Below are 23,013 nucleotides of genomic sequence, written 5' to 3'. Positions count from 1 at the left end.
AACTGCCCGAGCAATACGAGCAGTTTTTTGGCTCCAAACAATTAAAAATCTATTGCTACAGATAATCTATACGCTCGACCCAAAATTGGCCGCGCCAGAAACACATCATCATTAGCATTAGTTGTTCCTCTTGGGTTACCTTCTGTTAATCCTATTTCATTAAACAGATTAGAAGCATCAAACCCAAAACGTAAGTTTTTTATCTTGTAATACGCTCCAGCATTAAAAACATTAAAAGCAGGAAGTTCTGTGGTATTAGCTTCATCCTGATATTTTTTTCCAAAATAAGACCATTGCGTATATAACCCCAGGTCTTTAATAATTTCTACCTGTGGTCTCAATGTAAAATATACATTAGGGATTCTTCTGGCACTGTTTCCTTCATAATTAAAAGTTGTACCATCTGCATTAGCTCCAGAAAAATTATCATACTCTGGTTTTTGAACTGTAATATTAGCTTCTACTGCAAAAGCTTTGTATTTAGCATTAGCTTCAAGCTCTACTCCTATATTATTTACATCGGCAAATTTATTTTCTGAAGTACCATCTGCCAAAATATCTGTAAAGGCAATATTATCCATATTCATATAGAAAAAGTTAGCATAAATACCTATGTTAGAAGAAGAATACTTAAATCCTAATTCTGACTGATCGACCTCGGTAACTTCGATAGCACTAAGATCAGATGCATTGTCATAGTAAGATTCTTCTATTGGTGATCTAAATCCATGACTATGTCTTGCGTAGATTGCCATGTTATCACTAAGCTTGTAATTTAATGCGGTAGTATATGATAATTCGTCTACATCATAATTCCAATATGTATATGGATTACCATCTACAACAGTAAGGGCATCATCGGCAGTATTATCAGGCAGTAAGCCTAAATCTGTCGAAAAAAAACGTGCATTATCACGATATCCAGAATATTTATCATCGTCGTAGCGAAGTCCAAAATTAGCAGTTAGATTATCCGTAAAATTAACTTCTGCATCTATATAAAGAGCATTTAATCTTCCTTTGGTTTGTGCATCTCTTTCTAACCAGGTAATTCTTTCTATTCCGTTATAGGTTCTGGAAATTCCTGTACTGGTATCTACCAAGTTTACCAATCTTGGATTATCCGATACATCAACCAGATAATTACTCCAGTTCCAATATTGGTTTGATTTCCAATTAGAATAATAATATCCCAGGGTGACATTTATTTTTTCGAAATTAAATGAAAATGCCAGATTGTTTGCAAAGTTAGACATGTCTTTATCGATTGCCCAGTGATCTGCACGCATTACCAATGTATTTGGGTTCAAAGCTGCGCCTGTATCTACATATGTGTACTCGGCATTTGCTGCATCGGTGAGTGGAAACTGAGTTGTTCCTGTAGCAAAATCGGCTTGTGTATTTGGCCCTCCGGTACTAAAAATTGCATTATAATTTAGATCAATGCTTGTATTTCTAAATGTATTTTTTACCGAAACCACATCAGAAATATGATATTTAAGCTCTCCTCCTATGGCATCTACATTGGGGTGGACACCATCTTCTAAATCTCTTTCAAAAAAACCTCCTCCTATTTGGGGCACTCGAAGTCTGCTAAAATTTCTTGATGCTAATGTTCCGTAATTAGCATCGAAACCTTCGAATTCTTCTGGATTTCCATTGCTGTCTCCACGTAGTGGTATTGGTAGTAAGAATAGGTTTCTATCATCCAGTTTTTTATAATGTATTCTGGCATAACCTCCATCAAATTTATAGGTAAGATTAAATTTCATCTGCCCTCCTTTGTTCGCTTCAAATCCCGGGTCCCTAATTCCCTGATCTACTCTATAAAATCCTCCTATATTAAAAAGCAATTTATCCTCGATAATTGCTCCTCCAATATTGAGATCAGTTCTAAAAAGCCCATAATCTCCTACAGTCATTTTGGCTCTTCCTATTAGTTCATTTTGACCTGTTTTAGAGATAAAATTGATAATTCCACCAGGTGAATTTGTAGCAAAAACAGAGGCAGATCCTCCTCGAATAGCTTCCATTCTTTTAACAGTTTCATCTAACCTATACCAGTTATCTGCATTGGCAAATTGTAAAGCTCCATCTTCAAAAACGGGAAGTCCATCTTCCTGAATCTGAACAAATTCATATGCTCCAGCGGATGGAATCCCTCTGGCAAAAAGATTATTTCCTACCTCTCCTCCTGAAGTTTCGACAACAAACCCAGGGACTGATTGTAGTAGATCGGCAGTACTCTGCGGAGCTTTTTGCTCTATTTCTTTGACTCCCATTGTGGTTATTGCTACACTGGATTCTAATTTTGTTCGTGGATTAGAAGATCCGGTTACTACAATCTCATCTAATGAAAGTAGATCTTCTTCTAAAACAATATCTCTAACGATGTTATCTGCCATAACAATCTCCTCTCTTACGGTCTTAAATCCCACCGAAGAAATTATCAAAACATAAGTAGCATTGGTTTCTAGATTATTAATTATATATTCTCCATCAAAATCTGATGTTGCTCCTCTATTGGTTCCTTCCAGCACTATATTAACCCCAATTACCGGAATGCCCTTATTATCTTTAATTGTTCCTGATACGCTTTTTCCTCCTTGAGCAATGGAATCCCCTATCCCGAAAACTAAGAAGAGAATAATACATAGTCTTGTTCTCATAATTTTTTAAGTATTTAGTTCCCTGCAATTTCATAAAACCTTAATGATAATTTACTTTTTCTTTAAGGTTCATGGGCTTCGAAATCGTTTTCGACACAATCGAAAACGATTTCGAAAGAACTATTCATTTAGGGTAAAAAGCCCATCTAAAAGTACTTTTCTCATTCATTTTGTCCTTTTTCACTAACAAGAGAGGCTTTTCAAATTTTTATATTTTATTAATCTAATTGTATTTTAGCTTAAATTGTATATTTAATAAATATAACATTTAGTCTATGAAAGTTACTACTCTAAAAGATATTGCTAATGAATTAGGAATTTCTGTAGCAACTGTATCTAAGGCTCTAAAAGATTATACAGATGTAAATAAAGACACTAAGAAAAAGGTTCTTCGGACTGCCAGAAAATTGAATTACTCACCTAATCAATTAGCTGTAAACCTAAGAACTAAGCAAACAAAAACAATTGGTGTTATCATCCCGACCACAGTACATCATTTTTTTTCTAAAGTAATAGATGGTATCATTGAAGAAGCAGAAAAAAAAGGGTATCTGGTTATCATTCTCCAATCTAGTGAGAAGCTATTTCTTGAAAAACTACAAGTAAATTTATTAATTGATAAACGAGTAGATGGTATTTTAATGTCTTTATCTAATAAGACTAACGAATTCGTTCATTTAAAAAAAGTACTGAGTCGAAATATTCCTTTGGTCCTTTTTGATAAAATAGAACCTTCTATATCTTGTTCTAAAGTGCGGATCGACGATAAAAAAGCTGCATACGAGGCTGTTTCATATCTTATTTCCAAAGGATATAAAAAGATTTCACATTTCAGAGGGGATCTTAATCCAAAAATTTCTAACGATCGTTTTGAGGGGTATAAAGAAGCATTAGAAGATCATGGGATCACATATGATGCTTCATTGGTATATCTGTGTAATAACAATACAGATTTTGAAGATGGATATAACAATGCAAAGAAGCTAATACAGGAAAATCCCGAGGTCGATTCTATCTTTACAATAACCGATCTTGTGGCAATTGGTGCAATAAAATATTTTAATGAGAATAACATCAAAATCCCCAGTGATATAGCGGTTTTTGGATTTAGTAACTGGTTTATGTCTTCTGTCGTTTCTCCTACATTAACAACAGTACATCAACCTGCACATCAAATGGGAGTAGTTGCCACCGAGATTTTGTTAAATGAAATTGAACTAAACAAAGAGAATATTCCTAGTCTTCATAAAGAAGTCATTCTACCTACCAAGCTTATTTTTAGAGAGTCGTGTTAACCGTTTTTTAATCCCCAAATAAAAAATCAATATTTCTTTTCAACCCCGAGAATTTGGTTCTTTTTACTGCAGATTTCTGAAACACTTTTGAAAATACTTCTTGTGTAATTTCTTCCCAATCTTTTTTTGACATCTCTAACAGTTCTGGTTTCGGGTTAAAAAGTGGTTCATTATGTGGTTTAGAAAAACGGTTCCACGGGCATACATCCTGACACACATCGCAACCAAACATCCAATCATCAAATTGATTTTTATAGCTATTAGGAATCTCTTCCTTAAGCTCTATCGTAAAATAAGATATACATTTACTGCCGTCTACCACATAAGGTTCTACAATTGCCTGTGTAGGACAAGCATCGATACATGCTGTACACGTACCACAGTGGTCTGTAACAGGAGTATCGTATTCTAAATCAAGATCTATGATTAGCTCTGCAATAAAATAAAAAGAACCTACTTGCTGTGTCAACAAGTTACTATTTTTACCAATCCAACCCAATCCACTTTTTGCTGCCCAGGCTTTATCTAATACTGGTGCAGAATCTACAAAAGCTCGTCCTTGTACATCACCAATTTCTTCCTCAATAAAATGTAATAACTGCTTCAGTTTATCTTTAATCACAAAATGATAATCAGTACCATAAGCATATTTAGATAGCTTAGGAGCTTCTGAATCTTTTTGTTTTTCTGAAGGAAAATAATTGAGCAGTAATGATATTACACTTTTTGAATCATCAACCAATTTAGTGGGGTCCAGACGTTTATCAAAATGATTTTCCATATACTGCATTTCGCCGTGCATATTCTGGTTGAGCCATTTTTCTAAACGCGGAGCTTCCTGTTCCAGAAATTCTGCTTTAGAAATTCCGCACGACAGAAAACCCAAGCGTTTTGCCTCGGATTTGATACATTGAGTGTATTTGGTTTTAGAATTCAATTACACTTCTTCTTTATGGTCAATTTGTTTTTCTGGGTACTTATTCATGATTTGGATTCCTTTCTGTATCACAAGAGATGTAGGCAAAGTTATGTTTTCGCCTCGATCTGTAACCATAAAAAGATAAAATCCTGTAATATCTTTCACTTCTCCGGTCCAATCAAAATCTTTATCCAAAACCCGTATCCTATCTCCTATCCTAACCGGGTGACTAAAAAATAAAATAATGCTTGCGGTAAGATTAGATAAGATTGACCATTGTGCAAAAAAAGCAATCCCCAATACTGCTAAAACCGAAGAAATAAAAACACTAAATTGTTTAAGTTCTACTCCCCAGATAATCACTAAAGCTGTCCCTGCAATAAGGTAATGAAGTAGGTTAGACAGGTTACGTATTAGTTTTCTTCTATCGGCATTTATAGATTTTAATTTTGCGAACTTTTTGATTACTCTTTTTGTAATTAATAACACAAAAAATAATAGTATCAATACTATTATGGACAATAAAATTTCATTTCTAAAAGCGATCATCATTTAGTTTATTAGCGTATTGCATATTTGTTCTAGCAAAAATACGCAAAGAAGTTGTTTAAACTTTTTTCAATTTGCTCTTTTAAATACAAAATCATCATTTCCTCCATCAGTAAGTGTAAGTATATCACCTTGTAATTTATATGAAAATATATCCTTTGGGGGAGGAAAAGTTCCTTTTATTAATTTTATGGTGTCATCTGTAATTTCTTCACTGCCTCCACTTACACATAATTTAGTCCCGTTTTGAACAACTACCATCGAATTTATATTCACAGTGGTCTCTTTATCAAATTTTAGCGTTGTTGCACTTGTATCGCAACCTATCAGAACACCCTCTATGTTTTGATTATAGCCTTGTTCTGTTGTACTTTCTAAAATCCATGTACCAATAATAGTATTATTATTTGGATTTGGATTTGGATCATCATCGTCTGAGCACGATGATATCACAATTGCCAATATGGCAAGTACAAAAATCTGTTTTCTCATAATTAATTATATATTAAATAGTTATCCTATTTCTACTAACATTTTAATACTAAAAAAAGTATTAGCTAGCACGTTTATTATTATTTATCTCAAAAAACCAGAATACCTATTTTGGCAATCTGGTTTTCTTTGATCTATGACTTAGTAATATTTATAATTTTAGCATGGTCTAATATGGGTTTCTACAAATCTCTGCACATTCTCTTGCCGATAAACCGGCGCACAGTATTTGTTTACAGTTATTGATCCTTCCTGCAAAGATTGTTTTTTGAGCAATTTTACTAAGAACCATAACCCCATTTAGTTTAAGAATTTTCATGATTTTTATTATTTTAAATTAGTATTCTATGAACATTTAAAGACATCCAGGGACAACTACCTGCATGGCACTTGTACTTTAACCCATCTACAATATCTTCCGGTTAATGGCGGAAAGCCAACTGTATCACATAACCATTTCCATTGCCAACACGTAAGTATGGGATCAGGAAGGTTTATGTCTCCGCCACCTATTGATTTTTGTGCAGTTTTGCTTAGGGTTTTAATTCCTTCTATTTTTAAATTTTTCATATCGTTATTTTAAAAATTTAATCTACCAGTTCCTCTTTCTCCTGCAGAATACGTATCCCATCCCCAGAAAAATGTGTTATCCAACCATCGATTTGGGTAGGATCTTAAATAAGTACTTCCTGTAGCAGAAACTGTTTGATATGATGGGTACGCATAGATATCATAATTTGTTATAAACCATCCATCTGTTCCTTTTAATGAAATTTTGGCGGATTCTTATTCATATATTCTGCAACTTCTTCTTCAAATCTTGCATCAGCATCTTCTCTACTTATATCGGCGCTATAACTTCGATGCAATATTGGAATTACAACTTCCGCATTTTCTTCAATTCTAGTATCACTTTTACCTGTTTTGCTCATAAAGCCTTCGGTATTATTTGAAATTTCGGGAACAACCTCTTGTTCCTTCTCACAAGAAGCAATTGCTACTATGCAAAATACCCCTACTACATACATTTTTAGATTTGTTAGTCTTTTCATTTTATTTAATAATTAGTTTTTTGCCTACTCTATTCACTTTTCGGCTACCGTGTTTACTTAAATCCAGATTATGCTACTCAAAAAATGGTTTTAGAAAGTATACTTCAGTTGTATTCAGAATCTAATTTCAGGAGAGTTTTGGGCCACTCCTCCTCCATCAACATAATAGGTCACATTAGTATCCTTTTTTACTTTTATTTGCATTCTTGCCCTAGTCAATGACCATTTACCAACTTGAAGTTTTTTGTAGGTTCTTCCGTCTAACTTTTGTTTCTGTCTATCTTTTCCAAACCAGCCAACACCATATCTAACTTTAATTGAAGCATCGTTTGGGGCTTTAAAAAAAGCAACTCCATTGGCATTAAAAAAGCTTTCCATAGTTTTCCATTTCCCCTTTTTTACAAATTTTTCCCTAATCGTGGCCATAACTTATTATATATTTTATTTTCTTGCTTACTCTATACACTTTTCAGCTTACGTGTTATCTAATACCAATTATTTTAAAGCTTTAATTCTGAGCTATTAATAGTTCTATTTTTATATTGCATAAGGGCATATATCTCCATATCCATAAGAATATGGGATCATTGATTACGTTAAATTTTATGTGAGAAGTTAGGTTATGCAATATTCACGGTAATTTGATAATCTTCTAGATTCGAAGTGACAACACTATTAGTACTTCTTTTACCTGAAGGAAATGTAGCATTTACAATCCCAATCTTATCATTCTCAATATCACCTCCTTCTAACAAATCTGTTCCTAGCTTTAAAAACCCTTTTCTAATCCCTTCTCCTGCTGTTTTTCTTTCCTGAGAATTTAAGCTAGACGAACTCGCTACTTTTGAAGACAATCCTACAGATTTACCAAGAATATCATGAATAGGATCAGCTTCATATCCATTAGTTGATATTTTAACTTGTTGTGTTTTGTGTAAATGAAGAACTACCTTGTGATTTAATGTGCGTTTTCCTTTATCCATACTTTCAAACAATCTCCATCGCCCATTAATACCAACATACAGATACCATTCATCCTTCTTTTTAAAAATTATTCCATCAGGATCTTTATCCTTCTTAAAAACAGCTTCTGGTACTGCAACAGTTACTTTTTTAATATTCTTAGCATCTATTCCTTTGGGATCCGACCATCCTCCACTAATTATTACTCCGTAATTTTCTGATGGAATATTTTTTCCTTTCAGTGGAATCGTCACTCTTAACAATTTTGGATCATCACTTGGAAAAGGAGTAATTATTGGATTAATAGCACTAGCAATCATTTTCTTTACTTTGAATTTTGGGATTGAAGAATCTGATGGTTTTGGCGGCAGGTAGAGATCAAAAGTATAATTTTGATCATTAATCTTTTGGTTGATATATCCCCCCTTTTTATTTATGTAAACGATTGCTTGATTAGCTCTGGACAATCCTTTATTTCCCGAAAAAAGATCCGTCTCTTCCCGAAAAGAAACTACTGCTTTTGGAGGGTGAATTTCGGACCTGTGTTTTCCATTTTTAGGATGCCCACAGTCATAGATCCATCTCCCAGTAATTTGTATACGATCACCAGGCATGGGTAGTGACCATAACGGAACAAATTTAGAATCCCATTCACATTCCATTACGGCAATCTGATCTTTAGCATTATACTTACCATTTGCCGGGCTATTCAGATAAAAAAACTGCTTATCAGTTTTTACAAAATAATTCCAGTCATAACTATGATGCCATGGTTTAAGAGGAAAATCTGTACCTGATATTCTGCTCTGTGTCAAAACACCTTTTATCGTTCGTATTTGGGCACCGGTTCTCGAGTCTCTTTTAGCTGCAGAAACCCAAGAAGGAACAACTTCTCCAAATTCTTTTGTTAAGATCTTTGGTAATATCACAAGCTTTAACGAATTGCTCTTCCTACACCCACAACCAAACCCATTTCCATCATTCTTTGAAGAAAATACCGAATGTGCTTTTTTTATAGATGTTGGTAAGCCAAAATGCATTTCATGATTTTGTTTTATACTAATCACAGGAAATGAAATGCCTTGCTCTCGGTAAATATTTCTTATACTTAATGTCATAATCTATCTTTTAAGGTTCTAGGTTTTTCACTCTTGTTTCCAGATCTTTTAATTTATCCAACACATCAAGGTTTCCAATCATCAGCCTTTTGTGTACTATAAAACTTGATGTTTTAGAATCGAAAGTGGCGAGCAGATTGTTTGCAGACCCAAAGATTTCTATTTTTGTCCCTTGCAATTTTACTTTACTATTCGTTAAAACAATATCTGCCGGTTGTTGAATTGGTTGAAATACTTCACCTACTACTACCGGATTGATTTTTATCGCAGGTTTTGTCACTTTTGCCATAATGCTAATTGTTTTTGGTTATTGCGTTACTAATTATTTTTACTTTATTGATTACATATCCCACAAAATACCAGGTTGCCAAAAATGCAATACACTCAAAAGCAAAGCTTCCTAATTTGTAAAAAGATTCTGCTATTAATAGTGATATCCCAAGTGAGGGAATGAATTCAAGAGTAATTTCCTTAAGCGTTAGTTTTTTTAAAATGCGATTCATAATTCTTAACTTTTATATGTTTTATACTCTTTATGGAAGAAAAAAACCGAATCTTAACATCTATAGGAAGAAAAATGTTTTTTTATACCTTAGAGGAATAGAAATCATACCCGGTGGATCAATCCCTTATTGACATTTTAATTCATAGTAATCCTAAGGAAATAAGTAAATTATATTATTTACACAGGAGCGCTTTTTTTAATTTTGGAAAAAAATATGGTGTAGACCAAGACTCCATGGCCGATATCTATCAAGATGCATTTGTAGTACTTAGAAAGCAAGCAATACAAGGAAAATTGGAGGTTGTGAACAGCTCTTTAAAAACCTATTTATTTGGTATCGGTAAACGAATGATTTTCAACCATTATAAACAGCATAAAAATACAGTTTCATTAGAACCAAAACTTCATATTACCAACGATAACATCGAAAAAATCACATTTGATGAACCTGTCGAGCTTTCTGTAGAGCAAAGACTTTTACAGACTTTTTTTAATAAATTAGGAAAACGATGCAAAGAGATGTTAATATTATTCTATTATCGAGGACTAACAGTAGAGGAGATTGCCGAAAAAGAAGGATATGATAATACTAATGTAGTGAGTAGTCAAAAATCCCGATGTATTAAGCAATTAAGAGCAATGATTAATCCCCCTAAACAATGAAACCCCAGGATCTCATATCAAAATACATTCAAGGTACCTTAACAATTGAGGAACAACAGGAATTTGACACACTATTAAGTGTTGATCAAAATTTCAGAGATGAAGTACTGTTTCATACTAATCTTAAAAAAGTAGTAGAACATAAGGATGATGATGATTTTAGACATTTGCTTTCTGGCCTTGAGTCTAATGTTAAGAAAAAAAATAAATTAAAATGGTGGTCTATAGCAGCTTCCATTCTTGTACTATTAGGAACAGTCTATTTTTGGAACACCCAAAAACCAGTGTCAAATGAAGAGTTGTTTGCTACTTATTTTGAGCCGTATAGAAATATTCTTCAACCTGTAGTAAGAGGTGATGATCACAAAAACATAACATCTCTAGCTTTTAATGCTTATGAAAATGGTAATTTTAAAAAAGCTCTTGACGCATTCAATACAATATTAGAAACTGAAGAAAATGACACTCTTCAATTTTATAAAGCAAATACCTTGTTAAAACTAAATGAGACTAAAAAAGCAATTATAATTTTGGAAGAACGAAGTGAAATTAAAAACTCGTTTAGCGAAAAAAACCATTGGTATCTGGCCATGGCATATCTAAAAGTTGATCAACTTAACAAAGTCAAAGAACAATTAGAATTATTAATAAAGATTCCTGACAGTGAATATAAAAAGGAAGAAGCTAAAGAACTACTCAAAAAACTTAATTAGTTTTTTTCTAAAAATAAAAACCGGAACCAAGACCAATATCGTCATCCACCAGCGTAAAAAACCTTGCTCCAAAGATTCTGTATTACCCGAAACCACAAATCCGGCCCAATAAAAAGGGTGTTTTAATGCGTTATCTCTTACACTACCGAGATACTGAAGTTTTGCTCGTTGCAATGCTCTGTCTTTAGCATATCCTTTTTTTAAATTTTTATAAAAATAGTTCATTATCACCGAGGTTTCTTTATCCGGCACTTTCCATAAGCTCATTACTGTGCTTTTTGCTCCTGCATAATGAAAAGCTCTTGACATACTCATCACGCCTTCACCTTTTTCCAATTTTCCGAATCCTGTATTACAAGCACTAAGCACAATCATTTCTGAAGGAATTGATAATCCATAAATATCAGATGCCATTAAAATATTCTTATTACCATTTTCAGAAAATATAAGCTTATTCAACATTGCATTTTTTTTATCAATCTCTGCATGAGTGGCCAAATGTATTATTGAAGAATTAGTAGCATTAGCAACAAAATTTTTAACAGAAGCCTCTTCGCCCAAAAATGCTTTACCTTTCATGATTTTCGAAATACTTCTAACTTCGGTATCGCTTGAGGCAAAGGAATTATTATTTTTATATTTCGGTGCAAAACCACTCCATTTCATTTCTTTTGTAGTTTTTAATGACCTCTCGGTTAATGCTTTCAATACTGTTGCAGAACCTGCATAACTTATAGCATACTCTTCAAGCATATATCCTTTTCCATTATGCAAAACCTCAAATGGAACATAATTAAGTATGTTATCTGTTACCAGTATCAGAGTTTCTTTCAGATTCAAATTTTTCAGCAAAGCTGTAAATATTCGTTCAGAATTTTCTTTGACGTTTTGTTGGTTAAGTATTTGCTTTCTAAATTCCGTAATTGATTTAGTCAAGCCTTTTATTATTGGTAACTTCTTAAAGTCAATAGTATCATCATTTATGATAAAAATGTATAGGTTTTTCTCTCCAGCAAAATACTCAATCAAAGTTGTATTTGTATCCAAATATTCCTTTTGTAACTGCGAGACTTTGATCGTGTGATCAGCATATTTTAGCTGATAATATCTAGGATATTCTCTTTCAATTTTATGCAATAAATCCTCAAGCTTCATACTATACTTCAATCGTAAACTCATAGTAGAATCTATCTCGAATGAATGTGTTTGAGTATGTAGTGCTGTTCTAATAGAGGACAATTTTCTTTTCAACATATTCTCCCGTTGTAATAGTGAATCAGGGACTCCAGCAATTTTTTTAAACTGTTTATCTTTTATTCCTGTTACCAATGCACTATTTCTATTAATTTCTGAAAATTGGAATGCTTTTTCCAAATATTTCTTTTGTTGAGTATTTTGAAACAAAACATAGCAAATCTCGATTGCTTTATCAAAATAATCTGGATTTTTACGTCCTACATTTATCAAGGATCTATCAGTAGTATATTGCTTTTTGATTTTACGAATATTTTGGATCATCAAATCCATGTTTTTATACGATTGCTGAACTGATGTTATTGTTTTTGAATTCGTATATTGGGTTAAAGCAATGCAATTATTAAGATGTATCGCTTCTACTATCAATAAAGGAAAATCATGCTCTCCTTTAGTATACAAGGCAAGATGTTTTTGAATTATTGCAAAGGCTTTTTTATGATTTCCTTGTTTAAACAAAGCTTCTGCTAATAATAGTTCACTTTTTAAGACATACCTATGATTTTTATAAAAGTGATTCGAAAAATTAATGAATGTCTTTCCGTAGAAATCTATTGCTTTTCTGTAATTCTTTTGCTTCATATGCATATCGCCCAAACCCTGGTAACACTCTGCTTCCTGAAACTTAGAATCCATTTTTTCACTTCTCCGTAATGCTTCTTTATAATATTTTTCGGCTTCTACATACTCAGCAAGCTTCACGTAAGTATCAGCAATTGATGTTAGATTCTGTATTGGAAACCAATTATATACTCCATAAGATTTTTCTCTAATTTGTAATGCTTTCTTATCAAAATCTAAAGATATTCTATACTCTCCTTTTAACTTTAAATATCTAACATACCAAGCTTGTATATTTGCAGTATTAAGATGATTCTCTCCATAAATGATCATTGCCTTTTTTAAAGCTTTATCGATATACTCTTCTGCTTTTTCTAAATCATTTTTCTTAGAATAAATACCACTAATAGCGGTATAAATATCTGTAATAAAACCTACTTCTTCGCCTTGGTTTCTAAGATCATATGCAGCTGATTTTTGATAAAACTCTATAGCTTTATCGTAATCTCCCAAGGCCTCATTTACAACCCCTATATTAAACGTTGTTATTGCCAGGTCATATAAATTAGCCTTGTTTTCTAACTTAAGCTGATATGCTTTATTATAATAATTATATGCTTTACTAAAATCTCCTTTCAATAAATAGGCACTTCCCAAATTATTCAATAATTCTGCTCTATTTAGACCTGAAATCGAATACTCAGAAAAACTTAATGTTTTCTTTATCAATTGTACCGCTTCATCAAATCGACCAATAGTCCATAAAATGTTACTTCGTACAGTATATGTTCTTACAAGATTATATTTAGGTAAAGTTGATTTCTTTAATTGGTCCTTTAAAATTTCATCACTTATCTGTAATGCTTTTGTAGTCAAACCATCTTTTCTATACACTACAGCCTTTGTGTTCATTAACTCACCCCATAGACTGTCGTTTTTTATTGTTGAAGATGTATAGTTTTGAATAGAAACATTAATTGTTTTTAATGCTGAAGAAAAATTGTTTTTATAAATTTCAATATTAGAAATATACAATTGTGATTTTAGATAGTTTTTAATATCATCTTTCTCTAAAAAATAGCTTGAAGCAAGCTTAAAATGAAGTAATGCTTCTTTATAATTATAATGAGTATAAGCCGCAACTCCTTTTTGATATGCTCCATCTTCTTGTAGCGAAAAGGCGGATGAGCTTATCAAAAAACATAAATGAAAGATCAGTAATTTCTTCATTTAATACGTCATTAAATAATCAAATTGGTATAAAGTAAAAGTTTAGCTTAAATATAAAACTAAAGATGTAAACTACAATATACTTATCTGTCGACAAATGTAAGCATTGCGTTTTCGGGCTTTAAGGTAATCAATGGTTTAATATCGACTTTATGAAGATCAGTACTTATTTTATACTTCCTTACCAAAGTACTTATAGCCAAAATCATTTCATACATCGCAAAATTGTTACCAATACACATTCTGGGTCCTGATCCAAAAGGGAAATACCAATCAGAATATTCTTTTTTATCTATGTCGGGATGAAATCGATCGGGGTCAAATGCAGAAGGGTTTTTCCAAAAACTTTTATGTCTGTGGATTTCAAAAAAGGAAACCAAGATAGTCGTTCCTTTTTTTAGTTTTAAATCCTGATAATTATCATCTTCTATAGCCACACGATCCGAAAAATAAGCTGGTGGGTATAACCGCATTGCTTCTTCAATACACTGTTTTGTATATCGAAATTTTGCTATCTGTTCCATTGGTTGTAAATCATCTGGAGTTTCAGAAACCTCTTTATACACTTGTTCCTGAATCTCGGGATGAAGTGCCAGCAATACAGCAGTAAAGGTTAAAGCGTTAGATGTAGTTTCATGACCCGCCACAAACAGAATTAGAATTTCATCTATCAACTGTTCATTACCCATCACACTACCATCATCATATTTGGATGTTAATAACATATCCAACAGATCATTATATACTTTATCCGAGTTTCTTCTTTCTTCTATAATCGTATTAAGAATATCTCTGGCTTCCTGGGTCAATTTAAAGGTATTCTTAATTTTTCCACTCAGGTAAAACCACCATCTTTTATAGGGTTGCCGTATTTCTTTAACCAAAGATTTCTGGGCTGCTTCAGTTATATATTGCAATCGTGAAATGGTATCCCCCTGGGTATCTGTATAACCAAATAATGATTTTGCAACTACTTTAAAGGCCAAATCACTCATTACAGGAAAAATATCAATCTCTTTGTTAGAGGGTATCCTCAAGAATTCTTCTTGAATTACTTCTTTGATTGTGTTTATCAAGGATTCCAGCCTTTTTTTATGAAAAGCAGGTTGAATTAAACGTCTTTGTTTTAACCATTTTTCTCCTGTAGAAGTTAATAATCCTTCTCCTACATATTTGGCCAGATCTTTTGTTTGTAATGCAGATTTAGTGTATCGTCTATGTTGTTTTTGCAGCATATGTTTGGCAAAACCAGCATCGCGAGTAAAAATAACAGTTTTACCAAGTCCTAATTGGACTTTAAAAGCGTCTCCATGTTTTTCAAAATTTTCATGATGAAAAGGAAGTGGATTTTTAAGAATACGACTTGCATTATTAAGGACTCTAAAAAAAGAAACTATGGGAATTCGTCTATCTAGCATGTGAATTTTTTACCTCTTATTTATTTAAAATGTTTCACTCCAATAGCTTTATATAATTTTGCAGGATTATAAATATTTCCATTTTTTATGGTAAGCTCTACCTTTCTGATATCACTAATATCATTAACTGGATTGCCATCGACCAATATTAGATCAGCTAATTTACCTTCTTCAATCGATCCTAAATTATCATTTACTCCTGCTATTTTTGCAGAATTCAAAGTTGCTATTTTTAAAACTTCAGAGGTTGGAATTCCTGCTTTTACATAATTTTCCATTTCAGCATGAAGTCCAAATCCAGCCATTGAATCTGTTCCTGGCACAATCGTAACTCCATTATCATAAAGTTGTTTTACAATGCCTAGTAATTTATCATAAGAAGCCTTATATTGATCTTTTTTCCCATCAGGAATAGGAAGTCCTCCAGAATAATATCCTCTTTGAACACTTAGTGGTAATCTGTCCAAAATTTTAGCAAAAGAAGGATCTGCTTCTCCTGCTTTTACGGTAAACATGCCATCAAAAATAGAAACTGTTGGGTCTATCACTATATTTTTTTCTTTAAGTAACCTTATAAAATCCTTAAACTTTTTTGATTCAAAATCTAATTTATAATTATGCTCTGCTACCATTGAAAATCGAAGCGGTTGTCTAGTATCAATCGTATCTGAAAGAAAATTCAAAGCCAACATATTGACATGTTGAATTTCATCATACCCACTCTTTATAGCCTGCTCCGCAATCATAAAAGCCGGAATATGTCCACTCACTCTCATCCCCAGTTCATGTGCTTTATCAGCCAATGGTTTTACCCATTCTGGGGGGATAGAGCTATATAATTTAATTTGTGCATACCCTTTGTCATGGTAGTCAGAAATTGCTTGTATTCCTTCTTCAAGAGTATTTATAATTGAGCCTGTAGGTCCTGCATATGGTCCTGCTTTATCAATAAACCCGCTCATCACTAATATTCTTGGACCAACCAATTTATTTACATCAAAATTTTCCTTTAACTCTGGTAAATCCGAAGAATTGCCTAAATCTCTAACCGAAGTTACTCCTGCTGCCAATTGCATCACCCCATCAGTCTCACTAATATGTGTATGCATATCAAACAATCCTGGTAATAACGTTTTATTAGTTCCATCAATAACCATTGTATCATCTCTTTCTGTAATTACGGTAGTTGAAACTTGTTCAATTTTGTTTCCGTTAACCACAATAAATCGATTAGGTTCTATTTTTCCGGTTTTAGAATTAAACACCCCTACATTTTTGATCAATATTTTTTTGGAAGGAGTTTCAAATAATGATGGAGATAAGTTTTTTAAATATTCTTCTTCTTTTTGTTTTTGAATTGGTTGTAATTGCTTTGCAATACTGTCATATCCTTTTTGAATACACGTAAACCAAGGTGAAACATATCCAAAAAATCTGTCGTTTTTATCAATCCAGGTGTATGAAGGTGTAAAAGATTGCCCTGTAAATTCTACCAACCTAAGTTCTGTTGAATCATTTATTTTGTGGTTATCAATATTGGTTATTTTTATTGAACCACTTGGTAATAGATTTACTTCTTTATTTTCTGAAGAAAGTAACTTTTTGATAAGTAAATCTGTTATTCCGAAAGAACCATTTATTGCTGAAAAGAACGAGTTATTATCAAATCTGGCTTCACCTTGCTCTGAACTACTTTTCCATTTTGCAGTTCCTTCTTTAACTTCAAAAATCTCCGAAACAGTATCTTTTAGATAATTATGTCCATAAATCTCATGATTTATTATTACATCATTATCATTAAGAATAACTTTTTCATTAATATGAGGTCCTCTTCCCCTGTCATTAAATTCATATACATAATGGTATACTCCATCTTTTCCTTGAAAACTTTTTTGATATCCCGCAAGTTTATCACCCATGTAGATATTATATTCTAAGCTCTCATATACTTTTACAGTTTTTTTTGTTTCTTTTTGACACGAAATTATGGCCATCGATAAAACAACTATTACAAATTTTAATGAAGTGTTCATTACTAATGCGTTTATGTTCGATAAAAAATTATTAAAATAACCCTCCTTGAATTCCTCCTTTTACTCTTCCCAGGTGTTTATATGCTGCTTCTGTTACTTCTCTACCTCGTGGTGTACGCATAATAAATCCTTGCTGAATCAGGAAGGGCTCGTATACTTCTTCTATAGTCTCTGGGCTTTCACTAACTGCAGTTGCTATAGTAGTTAATCCTACCGGGCCTCCTTTAAATTTATCAATCAAAGTCAATAAAATTTTATTATCCATCTCATCCAAACCGTGAGCGTCTACATTGAGTGCTTTTAAGGCAAATTTTGAGATTTCAATATCTATCTTTCCGTTTCCTTTAATTTGTGCAAAATCACGCACTCTACGCAATAAAGCATTAGCTATTCTAGGTGTTCCTCTACTCCTACCTGCTATTTCGATAGCAGCTTCCATAGAAATGGGTACATTAAGTATATGGGCACTACGCTGCACTATGGTAGACAAGAGTTCTGTCGTATAATATTGTAATCGCGACTGAATCCCAAAACGAGCTCTCATAGGTGCCGTTAATAATCCTGAACGTGTTGTTGCTCCAACCAGAGTAAATGGATTCAAATTAATTTGAACTGTACGTGCATTAGGACCACTCTCGATCATAATATCGATCTTATAGTCTTCCATTGCAGAATACAAATATTCTTCTACTATAGGGCTTAATCTGTGAATTTCGTCTATAAACAATACATCTCTATCGTCAAGATTCGTTAATAACCCCGCCAGATCTCCGGGTTTATCCAAAACCGGGCCCGAAGTAACTTTAATTCCTACTCCTAATTCATTGGCAAGAATATGGGCTAATGTGGTTTTACCTAAACCAGGAGGGCCATGAAAAAGGGTATGATCAAGAGCTTCATCTCTTAAATTTGCTGCTTGAACAAAAATCTTTAAATTTTCAAGAACCTGATCCTGACCAGCAAAATCATCAAAGGCAAGAGGTCTTAATGCTCTTTCTATATCCAGGTCTTCGCTAGAAAAGTTTTCGTTTGTTGGATCAAGGTTTTCGTTCATTTATAAAGTCTCTTTATCATTGATCCGATAGCTTTATATCGGTATTAATTATACTACGACTATTTAATCCGGGTTTAATTGATAACACCAGAGTGTCATTAACAAATATAGTAAAAAGAGCTCCCGATTAACTTCGAATATCCGTTAATTAATAGGAATAGATCAGAAAAGAAAAAGCCTTTTCACAAAAATGAAAAGGCTCGTTATATCTTTTAAACATACATATTAATGATGCATTTCTTCTTCTCCTTCTTGTAATGGAATAGTCTGAGAAACAAAATCTTGTCCTGCAATTACATATTCACCATTTTCATTTGTCTTACTATAATCATAAGGCCATCTGTGTACATGAGGAATATCTCCTGGCCAGTTACCATGCATATGCTCCACTGGTGTAGTCCATTCTAAAGTATTCGATTTCCATGGATTCTGAACTGCTTTCTTTCCGTAGAAAATAGAACTGATAAAATTATATAAGAACACTAATTGTCCTACAGCTGCTAAAAAAGCAAAAATTGTAATCAATACATTAGTATCTGTTAAGTCATCAAAATATGGAAAATTAGAATTGGTATAGTAACGTCTTGGTAATCCAGCCATTCCTACAAAGTGCATTGGAAAAAATACTCCATATGCTCCGATAGCAGTGATCCAGAAATGCACATATCCTAAGTTCTTATTCATCATCTTACCATACATCTTAGGGAACCAATGGTATACTCCTGCGAATAATCCATATAGTGCTGAAATACCCATCACCAGGTGAAAGTGTGCTACTACAAAATAAGTATCATGAACATTAATATCTAATGTACTATCTCCAAGGATAATTCCTGTAAGACCTCCTGTAATAAATGTTGATACTAATCCTATTGAGAATAACATTGCGGGATTAAACTGCAGGTTACCTTTCCATAGGGTGGTAATATAATTAAATGCTTTTACTGCTGAAGGGATAGCAATCAATAAGGTTGTAAATGTAAATACAGAGCCTAAGAAAGGATTCATACCAGATACAAACATATGGTGACCCCAAACAATTGTAGATAGGAATGCAATTGCTAAAATAGAAGCAACCATCGCACGATATCCAAATATAGGTTTACGGGCATTTGTAGCTATAATCTCTGAGGTAATACCTAAAGCAGGTAGTAATACAATATATACTTCTGGATGTCCTAAGAACCAGAATAAATGTTCAAAAAGAACCGGAGAACCTCCTTGGTTATGTAGTACTTCTCCTTGTATATATATATCACTTAAATAGAAAGAAGTACCAAAACTTCTATCCATAATTAACAATAATGCTGCTGATAATAATACCGGAAACGAAACAATACCAATAATAGCTGTTACAAAGAACGCCCAGATTGTCAAAGGCAAACGTGTCATTGACATTCCTTTGGTTCGTAAGTTGATTACCGTTACTACATAATTCAAAGAACCAAGTAAAGAAGAAGCAATGAATATCGCCATAGAAACTAACCATAGTGTCATCCCTGTTCCAGAACCTCCTATAGCTTGTGGCAATGCACTTAAAGGAGGATAAATTGTCCATCCTGCTGATGCGGGTCCTGCTTCTGCAAATAATGACAATACCATGATAACACTACTTAGAAAGAATAACCAGTATGATATCATATTTAAGAATCCAGAAGCCATATCACGAGCTCCAATCTGTAATGGAATAAGAAGGTTACTAAATGTACCACTCAATCCTGCTGTTAGTACAAAAAATACCATTATAGTACCATGTATTGTAACCAAAGCCAGATAAATCCCCGGATCCATAACTCCATCCTCGCCAAATTTACCTAATAGAATTTCATAAATGGTAAACTGGTGGTCTGGCCATGCCAATTGCATTCTAAATAATAAAGACATTGCAATACCAATAATACCCATAATCAAACCAGTAATCAAGTACTGCTTAGAGATCATCTTGTGATCCTGACTAAAAATATATTTGGTAATAAATGTTTCTTTATGATGTCCGTGATCGTCGTGATCGTGATCGTGGTTATCTCCTTGAGTTACTGACATAACGCTATTTCTTTTTAATATAATATATTAATTTTCTTCTTTCTTAGTTGCTTGCTTGAGCTGATAATTGCTCTCCAAAGGTAGGTTGTGTTTTTAACCATGCCTTATAATCTTCTTCGGATTCTACTATAATCTTCATTTGCATATTATAATGTGATACTCCACATATCTTATTACACAACAGGTAGTATTCGAATGTATATTCTTCTAAAGCTTCATCTCCAGCAGCTACTAATTTCTTGCTTTTTTCTCTTCTTATTTTATTAATTGTAGCTACTTTTTCTACCATAAACTCGCTATCTCTCATTTCGTCAGAAGTAACCGTTGGTGTATAAGCAAACTCTGTTATCATACCTGGCACAACATTCATCTGCGCTCTAAAAAATGGCATGTAAGCAGAATGCAATACATCCTGGGAACGCATTTTAAAAATAACCTTTCTATTTACAGGTAAATGTAATTCGTTAGTTATTTTATCATCCTTTCCGTAGGTATCAGAAACATCAAGACCCAAGGTATTAATTCCTTCTATATAACGAACATTAGCTTTACCTAATTCGTTATCCTCACCAGAATATCGAGCACGCCAGTCAAATTGATATGCATACAGCTCAACTATTAATGGGTCTCCATCTTCTTCATCAATATTCATGATATCGGTCCATGTAAACAGTCCATATATAATTAGTCCTGCAAGTACAATAACTGGTATAATAGTCCAGATAAATTCTAATTTATCATTATCTGCAAAGAATAATGCTTTATTTTCTTTTTTACCTCGATACTTATAAGAAAAGAAATGTAACAATCCTTGTGTAAGAATCTGTACAATCATGATCAATACCATCGAGATTAACATCAATCTATCATAATCAACACCGTGCTCAGAAGCTGATTCTGGCAGGAAGTATGAGTCATATTGCACAAAACAATATATGGTAAGCAGGTAAAGGAATATTACAAATGCAAGCATAAGCTTACCTTGCAAATTATTGTCTTTGTCGTTGGCTACTTGAGAATTATCAGTTTTAGCTTGAGACAACTTCAATATCTTTGACATTTGCCACAACGTGATTCCAAAAAGTGCTATAACTACTAAGGTTAAGAATACAGTCATTTTTATCTATCTTCTTTTTTTACAATTCAAATTTTAATAATGGAAATGTTTACTTTCCTCTATATAAGGGTTTCCTTTAGGCAATAATGGTGCTTTGGTTAATGCTCTAAACACTACGAATAAGAATAGCCCTAAAAACAATAACACAGCACTTATTTCACTAATACCTATAAACCAGGATTCGCCAACTGTTGCAGGCATTACCATATTATAAACATCAATATAGTGACCACAAAGAATAACGATACCTGCCATTACTACAAACCAGTTTACTCGTTTAAAATCACTATTCATTAATACCAATATTGGGAAAATAAAGTTCATTACTAACATCCCAAAAAACGGAAGGTTATAATCTTCTATACGAGTAATAAAATACGTTACCTCTTCTGGTATATTAGAGTACCATATCAACATAAACTGAGAGAACCAAAGGTATGTCCAGAAAATACTGATACCAAACATAAACTTAGCTAAATCATGAATATGACTATTATTTACAAATTCTAAATACCCTTTAGATTTTAAGTAAATACTTATTAAAGCGATCGTAGTAATACCCGAAACAAATAAACTTGCAAATACATACCATCCAAATAAGGTACTGAACCAGTGTGGATCAAAACTCATAATCCAATCCCAAGATGCCATAGATTCTGTATAGATAAAAAATACTAAGAAACCTGCAGATATCTTAAAGCTCTTTTTATACCACTTATTTCCTTCTGTATCTTCATCCTGCTTTCTTGAATATTTAACAGCAAAATGACGATATAATAACCAACCTCCCATAAAGATAGCAGCTCTGATAATGAATCCCCAACCATTCAACCAGCTAGATTTTCCTTGAATTAATGCATCATGAGCTACAACTTCTGGATCTGCCCATACAAACAAATGATTAATATGGAATCCTGATAATGCTAAGATTATGAAAAGGATAATTCCTCCTGGCACCAAATATGCTGTTATCGCTTCCATTACTCTAAAAAGTACTGGGGACCATCCCGATTGAGATGCAAATTGTATTGCATAAAATGCTAATACTCCCAGTGCAATCATAAAAAAGAAAAATGCTGCTACATATAATGAAGCCCAGGGTTTATTTTGTAATTGATGTAATATATGTTCATAATGTGCATCTCCACCATGAGCATCTTCTTCTCCGTGTCCTTGATTACCATGACCACTCTCTGCTACTTGGGATTCACCATGACCACCTCCATGAGCGTCGTGCGCTGCCATCATTTCTTTTACCTCTTCTACAGATCCAGGTCTTTGTCCAAATCCAACAATAAGACCTACAAGACCTACAACCATAAGGATGACAGAAAATAATCTTAATCTATTTGATAGCGTATACAT

Annotated in this window: 21 protein-coding genes; 3 read left to right on the top strand and 18 right to left on the bottom strand. The window is 33.1% G+C overall.

Annotated features, from left to right (window positions below; genetic code table 11):
* Nucleotides 1-41: 41 nt before the first annotated feature.
* The gene (locus AAFU52_RS12360; protein WP_438426568.1) at nt 42-2,669 is read right to left on the bottom strand and encodes a TonB-dependent receptor domain-containing protein; all 2,628 of its coding nucleotides are present in this window, start codon (nt 2,667-2,669) and stop codon (nt 42-44) included.
* Between the two features lie 275 nt (nt 2,670-2,944).
* Here AAFU52_RS12360 and AAFU52_RS12355 point away from each other — a divergent pair, with 275 nt between their 5' ends.
* Nucleotides 2,945-3,964 carry a LacI family DNA-binding transcriptional regulator gene (locus AAFU52_RS12355; protein ID WP_438426567.1) on the top strand — a complete coding sequence of 340 codons (1,020 nt, stop codon included), beginning with the start codon at nt 2,945-2,947 and terminating at the stop codon, nt 3,962-3,964.
* A gap of 7 nt (nt 3,965-3,971) precedes the next feature.
* Here the strand turns inward: AAFU52_RS12355 and queG are convergent, their stop codons facing one another.
* The 10 genes from queG to AAFU52_RS12305 all read right to left on the bottom strand — a co-directional run bounded on the left by queG (nt 3,972) and on the right by AAFU52_RS12305 (nt 9,560).
* Complete coding sequence (queG, locus tag AAFU52_RS12350; protein WP_438426566.1) at nt 3,972-4,901, bottom strand: tRNA epoxyqueuosine(34) reductase QueG; 930 nt, start codon at nt 4,899-4,901, stop codon at nt 3,972-3,974.
* Nucleotides 4,902-5,435, bottom strand: coding sequence for a mechanosensitive ion channel domain-containing protein (locus AAFU52_RS12345; RefSeq protein WP_024771621.1), 534 nt, complete (start codon nt 5,433-5,435; stop codon nt 4,902-4,904). It abuts the gene before it with no gap.
* Nucleotides 5,436-5,501: 66 nt separating this feature from the next.
* The gene (locus AAFU52_RS12340) at nt 5,502-5,924 is read right to left on the bottom strand and encodes a hypothetical protein (protein WP_438426565.1); all 423 of its coding nucleotides are present in this window, start codon (nt 5,922-5,924) and stop codon (nt 5,502-5,504) included.
* Nucleotides 5,925-6,093: 169 nt separating this feature from the next.
* Nucleotides 6,094-6,243, bottom strand: coding sequence for a hypothetical protein (locus AAFU52_RS12335; protein WP_438426564.1), 150 nt, complete (start codon nt 6,241-6,243; stop codon nt 6,094-6,096).
* Between the two features lie 56 nt (nt 6,244-6,299).
* On the bottom strand, nt 6,300-6,494 hold the full coding sequence (locus AAFU52_RS12330) for a hypothetical protein (RefSeq protein ID WP_074409686.1): 195 nt from the start codon (nt 6,492-6,494) through the stop codon (nt 6,300-6,302).
* Nucleotides 6,495-6,688: 194 nt separating this feature from the next.
* Nucleotides 6,689-6,976 (bottom strand): hypothetical protein, encoded by a 288-nt coding sequence (locus AAFU52_RS12325; RefSeq protein ID WP_438426563.1) that lies wholly within the window; start codon nt 6,974-6,976, stop codon nt 6,689-6,691.
* Nucleotides 6,977-7,090: 114 nt separating this feature from the next.
* A complete protein-coding gene (locus tag AAFU52_RS12320; RefSeq protein WP_024771625.1) occupies nt 7,091-7,402 on the bottom strand; it encodes a hypothetical protein in 312 nt (103 codons plus the stop codon).
* A gap of 194 nt (nt 7,403-7,596) precedes the next feature.
* Nucleotides 7,597-9,057, bottom strand: coding sequence for a hypothetical protein (locus AAFU52_RS12315; RefSeq protein ID WP_438426562.1), 1,461 nt, complete (start codon nt 9,055-9,057; stop codon nt 7,597-7,599).
* Nucleotides 9,058-9,067: 10 nt separating this feature from the next.
* Nucleotides 9,068-9,346 (bottom strand): hypothetical protein, encoded by a 279-nt coding sequence (locus AAFU52_RS12310; protein WP_024771627.1) that lies wholly within the window; start codon nt 9,344-9,346, stop codon nt 9,068-9,070.
* A gap of 4 nt (nt 9,347-9,350) precedes the next feature.
* Nucleotides 9,351-9,560, bottom strand: a complete 210-nt coding sequence (locus tag AAFU52_RS12305) for a hypothetical protein (RefSeq protein ID WP_024771628.1) — start codon at nt 9,558-9,560, stop codon at nt 9,351-9,353.
* Nucleotides 9,561-9,673: 113 nt separating this feature from the next.
* Here AAFU52_RS12305 and AAFU52_RS12300 point away from each other — a divergent pair, with 113 nt between their 5' ends.
* Together AAFU52_RS12300 and AAFU52_RS12295 are read left to right on the top strand one after the other, a co-directional pair.
* Complete coding sequence (locus AAFU52_RS12300) at nt 9,674-10,225, top strand: RNA polymerase sigma factor (RefSeq protein WP_024771629.1); 552 nt, start codon at nt 9,674-9,676, stop codon at nt 10,223-10,225.
* Entirely contained in the window at nt 10,222-10,938 is a 717-nt protein-coding gene (locus AAFU52_RS12295) for a tetratricopeptide repeat protein (protein ID WP_438426561.1), read from the top strand. Before AAFU52_RS12300 ends, AAFU52_RS12295 begins: the two co-directional genes overlap by 4 nt.
* Here the strand turns inward: AAFU52_RS12295 and AAFU52_RS12290 are convergent.
* The 7 genes from AAFU52_RS12290 to AAFU52_RS12260 form a co-directional block, all read right to left on the bottom strand.
* Entirely contained in the window at nt 10,918-13,983 is a 3,066-nt protein-coding gene (locus AAFU52_RS12290) for a CHAT domain-containing protein (protein WP_438426560.1), read from the bottom strand. The two genes, AAFU52_RS12295 and AAFU52_RS12290, sit on opposite strands and share 21 nt — an antisense overlap.
* A gap of 83 nt (nt 13,984-14,066) precedes the next feature.
* Complete coding sequence (locus tag AAFU52_RS12285) at nt 14,067-15,401, bottom strand: cytochrome P450 (protein ID WP_438426559.1); 1,335 nt, start codon at nt 15,399-15,401, stop codon at nt 14,067-14,069.
* A gap of 20 nt (nt 15,402-15,421) precedes the next feature.
* Nucleotides 15,422-17,434, bottom strand: a complete 2,013-nt coding sequence (locus AAFU52_RS12280) for an amidohydrolase family protein (RefSeq protein WP_438426558.1) — start codon at nt 17,432-17,434, stop codon at nt 15,422-15,424.
* 31 nt (nt 17,435-17,465) lie between these two features.
* A complete protein-coding gene (gene ruvB / locus AAFU52_RS12275; protein ID WP_024771634.1) occupies nt 17,466-18,488 on the bottom strand; it encodes a Holliday junction branch migration DNA helicase RuvB in 1,023 nt (340 codons plus the stop codon).
* A 225-nt stretch (nt 18,489-18,713) separates the two neighbouring features.
* Nucleotides 18,714-20,531: a cytochrome c oxidase subunit I gene (locus AAFU52_RS12270; RefSeq protein ID WP_024771635.1), complete on the bottom strand. Its 1,818-nt coding sequence runs from the start codon at nt 20,529-20,531 to the stop codon at nt 18,714-18,716.
* A gap of 43 nt (nt 20,532-20,574) precedes the next feature.
* On the bottom strand, nt 20,575-21,648 hold the full coding sequence (locus AAFU52_RS12265) for a cytochrome c oxidase subunit II (RefSeq protein ID WP_024771636.1): 1,074 nt from the start codon (nt 21,646-21,648) through the stop codon (nt 20,575-20,577).
* Nucleotides 21,649-21,681: 33 nt separating this feature from the next.
* Nucleotides 21,682-23,013 carry a quinol:cytochrome C oxidoreductase gene (locus AAFU52_RS12260; protein WP_438426557.1) on the bottom strand — a complete coding sequence of 444 codons (1,332 nt, stop codon included), beginning with the start codon at nt 23,011-23,013 and terminating at the stop codon, nt 21,682-21,684.

Source organism: Aquimarina macrocephali, from assembly GCF_051627225.1.
Lineage (GTDB): Bacteria > Bacteroidota > Bacteroidia > Flavobacteriales > Flavobacteriaceae > Aquimarina > Aquimarina macrocephali.
The sequence above is the reverse complement of the archived record's forward strand: the minus strand, read 5'-3'. Positions and strand labels throughout refer to the sequence as shown.

What these genes read in the sequence shown, in the direction of transcription:
- AAFU52_RS12310 (WP_024771627.1), bottom strand. Translation starts at nt 9,346, where the DNA reads ATGGCAAAAGTGACAAAACCTGCGATAAAAATCAATCCGGTAGTAGTA.
- AAFU52_RS12325 (WP_438426563.1), bottom strand. Translation starts at nt 6,976, where the DNA reads ATGAAAAGACTAACAAATCTAAAAATGTATGTAGTAGGGGTATTTTGC.
- AAFU52_RS12265 (WP_024771636.1), bottom strand. Translation starts at nt 21,648, where the DNA reads ATGACTGTATTCTTAACCTTAGTAGTTATAGCACTTTTTGGAATCACG.
- AAFU52_RS12360 (WP_438426568.1), bottom strand. Translation starts at nt 2,669, where the DNA reads ATGAGAACAAGACTATGTATTATTCTCTTCTTAGTTTTCGGGATAGGG.
- AAFU52_RS12335 (WP_438426564.1), bottom strand. Translation starts at nt 6,243, where the DNA reads ATGAAAATTCTTAAACTAAATGGGGTTATGGTTCTTAGTAAAATTGCT.
- AAFU52_RS12285 (WP_438426559.1), bottom strand. Translation starts at nt 15,401, where the DNA reads ATGCTAGATAGACGAATTCCCATAGTTTCTTTTTTTAGAGTCCTTAAT.
- AAFU52_RS12305 (WP_024771628.1), bottom strand. Translation starts at nt 9,560, where the DNA reads ATGAATCGCATTTTAAAAAAACTAACGCTTAAGGAAATTACTCTTGAA.
- AAFU52_RS12340 (WP_438426565.1), bottom strand. Translation starts at nt 5,924, where the DNA reads ATGAGAAAACAGATTTTTGTACTTGCCATATTGGCAATTGTGATATCA.
- AAFU52_RS12315 (WP_438426562.1), bottom strand. Translation starts at nt 9,057, where the DNA reads ATGACATTAAGTATAAGAAATATTTACCGAGAGCAAGGCATTTCATTT.
- AAFU52_RS12290 (WP_438426560.1), bottom strand. Translation starts at nt 13,983, where the DNA reads ATGAAGAAATTACTGATCTTTCATTTATGTTTTTTGATAAGCTCATCC.
- AAFU52_RS12330 (WP_074409686.1), bottom strand. Translation starts at nt 6,494, where the DNA reads ATGAAAAATTTAAAAATAGAAGGAATTAAAACCCTAAGCAAAACTGCA.
- AAFU52_RS12345 (WP_024771621.1), bottom strand. Translation starts at nt 5,435, where the DNA reads ATGATGATCGCTTTTAGAAATGAAATTTTATTGTCCATAATAGTATTG.
- AAFU52_RS12260 (WP_438426557.1), bottom strand. Translation starts at nt 23,013, where the DNA reads ATGTATACGCTATCAAATAGATTAAGATTATTTTCTGTCATCCTTATG.
- AAFU52_RS12320 (WP_024771625.1), bottom strand. Translation starts at nt 7,402, where the DNA reads ATGGCCACGATTAGGGAAAAATTTGTAAAAAAGGGGAAATGGAAAACT.
- ruvB (WP_024771634.1), bottom strand. Translation starts at nt 18,488, where the DNA reads ATGAACGAAAACCTTGATCCAACAAACGAAAACTTTTCTAGCGAAGAC.
- AAFU52_RS12355 (WP_438426567.1), top strand. Translation starts at nt 2,945, where the DNA reads ATGAAAGTTACTACTCTAAAAGATATTGCTAATGAATTAGGAATTTCT.
- AAFU52_RS12295 (WP_438426561.1), top strand. Translation starts at nt 10,222, where the DNA reads ATGAAACCCCAGGATCTCATATCAAAATACATTCAAGGTACCTTAACA.
- AAFU52_RS12270 (WP_024771635.1), bottom strand. Translation starts at nt 20,531, where the DNA reads ATGTCAGTAACTCAAGGAGATAACCACGATCACGATCACGACGATCAC.
- AAFU52_RS12280 (WP_438426558.1), bottom strand. Translation starts at nt 17,434, where the DNA reads ATGAACACTTCATTAAAATTTGTAATAGTTGTTTTATCGATGGCCATA.